The 572-nt window shown below is 67.1% G+C and carries 1 protein-coding gene; it reads left to right on the forward strand.

Annotated elements, in window-relative coordinates; genetic code table 11:
• Positions 1-572 (forward strand): ATP-binding protein (locus VP06_RS33505; protein ID WP_048468152.1); only part of this gene is annotated, 572 nt, incomplete at both ends.

The following is a 572-nucleotide window of genomic DNA, read 5'->3' on the forward strand; positions in this document are numbered from 1 at the left end:
ATCACCGGCCGCAACGGGCAGGGCAAATCCAGCGTCCTCGACGCGATCTGGTGGGCGCTCGCCGGCACGTCGCACATTCAGGCCGTGCCGATCCGCAAGGGCGAGAACGAGGCGCGCATCCGCCTGGACCTCGGAGAGATTAAGGTCACGCGCACGTTCAAACGCCAGGAGGACGGCACCTTCCCCACGAAGATCCTCGTCGAAAGCGCTGACGGCGCCCGCTATCCGTCGCCGCAGCGGATGCTCGACAGTCTCCTCGGCGCTCGGTCGTTCGATCCGCTTGCCTTCACCCGCATGGACGGGAAGGATCAGCTCGAGGCTCTCAAGCGCTTCGTCCCCGGTGTCGACTTCGACGCGATCGACAAGGCGAACAAGGCCGACTTCACCAAGCGCACCGATGTGAACCGCGAGGCGCGCACCCTGCGCTCGCAGGCTGCCGGCATCAGCCTGCCGGAGGACGCCCCGTCGGAGCGGATCGACGATGCGGCCCTCGTCGCCAAAATGCAGCAGGCTGGCGAGCACAACGCCCTCGTGGAGCGCCGCCGAGCGAACCGAGAGGCCTTCATCGCTGA

Source organism: Methylobacterium aquaticum, from assembly GCF_001043915.1.
Classification (GTDB): Bacteria; Pseudomonadota; Alphaproteobacteria; order Rhizobiales; family Beijerinckiaceae; genus Methylobacterium; species Methylobacterium aquaticum.